The organism is Arthrobacter sp. I3 (genome assembly GCF_000520575.1).
In the GTDB taxonomy this organism is placed as follows: Bacteria; Actinomycetota; Actinomycetes; order Actinomycetales; family Micrococcaceae; genus Arthrobacter; species Arthrobacter humicola_A.
Map to the genome: position 1 here is coordinate 68854 of NZ_KI914903.1, position 4359 is coordinate 73212.

The following is a 4359-nucleotide window of genomic DNA, read 5'->3' on the forward strand; positions in this document are numbered from 1 at the left end:
CCGGTCCGGGCGGGCTGGCGAGCCACTGTTCGCCGGCATTCCGGACCAGGCCGATCGCGGCGTTGGGCCAGTAGCCGATCACGGCTTCCTTGTCCTGGCCGCCGCCCAGATGGCTGCGCATCGGCCGGGCAATCATGTCGCTGATGGCGGCGAAGAAGTGGCTCAAGGCTCCCGCAGTGGCCATGGACGGGCCGGCCGTTTCGGCCTCGCCGGAAGCATGGCGCGTGACGAACGTGTAGACATTCGGGCTGGTCTCGGCCATTTGGAGGTACGCGGACACCATGGCGAACAGGCCCTCGCGGGGCGTCTGGGCGCTCTGGGCCGCCTCCTGGATGCGCCGCTGCATTTGGCTCAGGACCACCTCGCCCACGGCCTGCTGGAGTCCGGCTTTGTCGCCGAAATAGCGGTAGAACACGGACTTCGACGTTCCCGCGGCTGCGGCAATGTCCTCCATGGACGCATCGCTGCCGAGGGCATGCACCGCTTTCCGGGCCGACTTGATCAGCTCCCGCCGCCGTTCCTCGCGGTGGGACTGCCAGCGGGAAGCGCGGCCGTCGACGGCGGCCTGCCCGGCGGGCACGGTGGCTTTGGGGATGTTCACGATACCCAGCGTATCAGGTACGCTGGGTATCGGTAATCGCTTTGATCGAAGGAGACAGCCCATGTCCGTCAACGGACAGTCAGTGCCCCGCCCCCAGCCAGCCGCCGCATCCGCCGCCGGGAAGACACAGCACGCCGGCGCAGGCCCGGCGCAACTCCGCAAGGCCGTGGTCGTGGGCGGCAACCGTATCCCGTTCGCCCGGACCGGAGGCGCGTACACGAAGTCCTCCAACCAGGACATGCTCACGGCCGCCCTTGATGGCCTGATCGCCCGCTTCGGCCTGCAGGACGAGCGGATCGGGGAAGTGGCTGCGGGGGCGGTCCTCAAGCACTCCCGGGATTTCAACCTCACCCGGGAAGCGGTGCTCGGCTCGGCCCTCTCCGCCGAGACCCCGGCGTATGACCTCCAGCAGGCCTGCGCCACCGGCCTGGAAACGGTGCTTGGCCTGGCGAACAAGATCAAGCTGGGCCAGATCGATTCCGCGATCGCCGGCGGCGTGGACTCGGCCTCTGACGCCCCCATCGCCGTCAGCGAAGGACTCCGCGAGGTGCTCCTTGACCTCAACCGCGCCAAGACCATGTCCCGGAAACTGCAGGTCCTCAGCCGGCTCCGTCCCAAGGATCTGGCTCCCGATGCGCCGAACACGGGGGAGCCGCGCACCGGTCTGTCGATGGGCGAGCACCAGGCGCTGACCACGGCGCAGTGGAAGATCACCCGCGAGGCCCAGGACGAGCTGGCTTTCAACAGCCACCGGAACCTGGCTGCGGCCTACGACGCAGGCTTCTTCGATGACCTCCTGACCCCCTACCGGGGACTGAGCCGCGACTCCAACCTGCGCGCCGACACGAGCCCGGAGAAACTGGCCACCCTCAAGCCCGTTTTCGGCAAGAACCTGGGCGCCGAGGCGACCATGACGGCCGGCAATTCCACCCCGCTGACCGATGGCGCCTCCACCGTTCTGCTGGCGTCCGAGGAATGGGCCGACGCCCACGACCTCCCCAAGCTCGCCGCGGTGATCGACGGCGAGGCTGCCGCCGTCGACTTTGTCCACGGCAAGGACGGGCTGCTCATGGCCCCCGCCTTCGCGGTGCCCCGGCTGCTCGCACGCCACAATCTCAGCCTCGCGGACATCGACTTCTTCGAGATCCACGAGGCTTTCGCCGGCACGGTGCTGAGCACCCTCGCGGCATGGGAGGACGACGAATTCGGCCGCACCCGCCTGGGCCTGGACGGCGCCTTCGGCAGCATCGACCGGGCCAAGCTGAACGTCAACGGCTCCTCGCTGGCCGCCGGACACCCGTTTGCGGCCACGGGCGGCAGGATCGTGGCCTCGCTGGCCAAAATGCTGCACGAAAAGGGAGACGTCAACGGGCGTCCCGCCCGTGGCCTCGTGTCCATTTGCGCCGCCGGCGGCCAGGGCGTCGTCGCAATCCTCGAAGCACTCTAGGGAGAACCGGATGAGCGACAAGTACACCCGGCTGGTCAGCCACGGACTCGGCAAGGACCTCGCCAAGCGGCTCGGCCTCCCGCAGCCAGTGGTCCTCCGGCGGCACGAGCCCGGCCGCCCCCTCATCGACGGACCGGTCCTGGTCCAGGGATCAACCGGCGGCGCCGACGAGCTCGCCGCCACCCTGCTGGACTGGAACCTCGATGTCCGTCGCCACGCGATACCCAAGGAGAAGCTCGGCGCCATCATCCTGGTGCTGGACGAACTGGCCCACCCCGGCGATCTTGAGAAGCCGGTCCTCACCGCTGCCGCGTCGCTGCGTGACCTCGCCCCGAACGCCCGCGTCATCACCATGTCCCGCACGGCGGGCTCGGCCACGGAACCGGCAACGGCGGCTGCCAGGCAGGGCGTGGACGGTCTCCTGCGGTCTTTGGCGAAGGAACTCCGTGCCGGCGCCACCGGCAACGGCATCCTGCTCGCCGACGGCGCCCGGACCACGAGCCCGGCAGCACTGGGGGCGCTGAGGTTCTTCCTCTCGGGCCGCTCGGCGTTCGTGGACGGGCAGTTCCTGACCGTCAGCTCCGGCGCCGGCCAGCTGCCCGACGACGTCGAGAAGCCGCTGGCCGGCAAGGTGGCCGTGGTGACCGGCGCAGCGCGCGGCATCGGGGCCGCAATTGCCCGCACCCTCTACCGCGACGGCGCCATACTCATCCTCGTCGACATTCCGGCGGCGGGAGAGCATCTGGCGGCAGTGGCCAACGAGGTCCATGGGACGGCCCTGCAGCTGGATATCAGCCGCGACGACGCCGGCCAGCGGATCGTCGACCACGCCGCGGCACGGCATGGCCGGCTGGACATCATGATCCACAACGCAGGGATCACCCGGGACAAGCTCCTGGCCAACATGGACGCCGGCCGCTGGAACTCCGTGCTCGCGGTCAACATCGCCGCGCAGCTGCGGATCAATGAGGCCCTGCTGGCCTCGGAGCACTTCCGCGACTCGCCCAGGATCGTGTCCGTGGCCTCCACCAGCGGGATCGCCGGAAACCGCGGCCAGACCAACTATGCCGCGTCCAAGGCCGGCGTGATCGGCATGGTCCGCGCCACGGCGGCGCTGATCGGCGAACGCGGCGGGTCCGTCAACGCCGTCGCGCCCGGCTTCATTGAAACGCAGATGACCGCCAGGATCCCGTTCGCCACCCGCGAAGTGGCGCGCCGGCTCAACTCCCTGCAGCAGGGCGGCCGGCCGGGCGACGTCGCCGAGGCCATCGCGTTCCTGGCCAGCGACGCCGCGGGTGGGATTTCCGGGGAGGTGCTGCGCGTCTGCGGGCAGAACCTGGTCGGCGCATGAGCGGATCCCAGACCGTCATCCTGGGCGAGATGCCCGCACTGTCCAAGCTCTACGTCAACGCGGCGGCCGCCGCGGCACGGCGCCGGGTCCTGGGCACCCATGGCGGCACCGAACTGCCGCCCTACACCCACGAGGTCCGTGGCGTGAAGGCCGACGTCGCCAACCTGACCGCCTTCCAGCACCTGATCGGCGAGAGCGCGAGCGACGTCCTGCCCGCCGGCTTCATCCATGCCCTGGCGTTTCCGCTGGCCATGAGCGTGATGAACCGGGACGATTTTCCGCTGCCCCTGCTGGGCATGATCCATCTGACGAACACCGTGGTGCAGTCCGCGCCGGTCCTGTTCACCCAGGCCCTGGATATCCGGGCCCGGGTGGAGAACCTGCGCGGGCACCGCGCCGGCACGCAGCTCGATGTCGTCGCGGAAGTGCGCGCCGCCGGGCAGGAAGAGGTCCGCTGGCGCGGGGTTTCGACCTACCTGGCCAAGGGAGTGTTCCTTCCGGGGATCGACAAGGCCTCGGTGGCCGTGCCGCCGCCGCCGTTCTCCGTGCCGGATCCCACAGCCCTGTGGCAGCTGGGCGTCGATACCGGGCGTGCCTACGCGGCCGTCTCGGGAGACTTCAACCCCATCCACCTGAGCGTCCTGACCGCCAAGGCCCTCGGGCAGCGGCGGTCCCTTGCCCACGGCATGTACCTGGCGTCCCGGGCGCTGGCCGACGTCGGTGCCGTCCGGGGGGATTCGTTCACCTGGGAGGTGGCCTTCGAGGCCCCCGTGTTCCTGCCGGCCCGCGTGGCGCTCGACATCAGCACCGTGCAGGCGGACGGCGGCGGGTGGGAGCGCTCGGCCTACGTGGCATGGAACCCGCTGTCCGGGCGCCGGCACTTCAGCGGCTCTGTCGCGGCGCTGCCATAGCCGGCGCTGCCACAGCCGGGCAGGACAGACAGACCGACCGGGTCAGACC

Annotated in this window: 4 protein-coding genes; 3 read left to right on the plus strand and 1 reads right to left on the minus strand. The window is 70.0% G+C overall.

The annotated features are described in order from the left end of the window. The coding region (locus tag Y706_RS23515) for a TetR/AcrR family transcriptional regulator (protein ID WP_043434678.1) at nucleotides 1-601 on the minus strand (601 nt) is incomplete at its 3' end. A 61-nt stretch (nucleotides 602-662) separates the two neighbouring features. Here Y706_RS23515 and Y706_RS0103980 point away from each other — a divergent pair. Genes Y706_RS0103980 through Y706_RS0103990 form a run of 3 tightly spaced genes read left to right on the plus strand, consistent with a single transcriptional unit; the run spans nucleotide 663 to nucleotide 4310 of the window. Then, nucleotides 663-2048: an acetyl-CoA C-acetyltransferase gene (locus tag Y706_RS0103980; protein ID WP_028275556.1), complete on the plus strand. Its 1386-nt coding sequence runs from the start codon at nucleotides 663-665 to the stop codon at nucleotides 2046-2048. A gap of 10 nt (nucleotides 2049-2058) precedes the next feature. Then, a complete protein-coding gene (locus tag Y706_RS0103985) occupies nucleotides 2059-3399 on the plus strand; it encodes a 3-oxoacyl-ACP reductase (RefSeq protein WP_028275557.1) in 1341 nt (446 codons plus the stop codon). Continuing rightward, on the plus strand, nucleotides 3396-4310 hold the full coding sequence (locus Y706_RS0103990; RefSeq protein ID WP_028275558.1) for a MaoC/PaaZ C-terminal domain-containing protein: 915 nt from the start codon (nucleotides 3396-3398) through the stop codon (nucleotides 4308-4310). The genes Y706_RS0103985 and Y706_RS0103990 overlap by 4 nt, the downstream gene beginning before the upstream one ends. The last annotated feature ends 49 nt before the right edge of the window (nucleotides 4311-4359 follow it).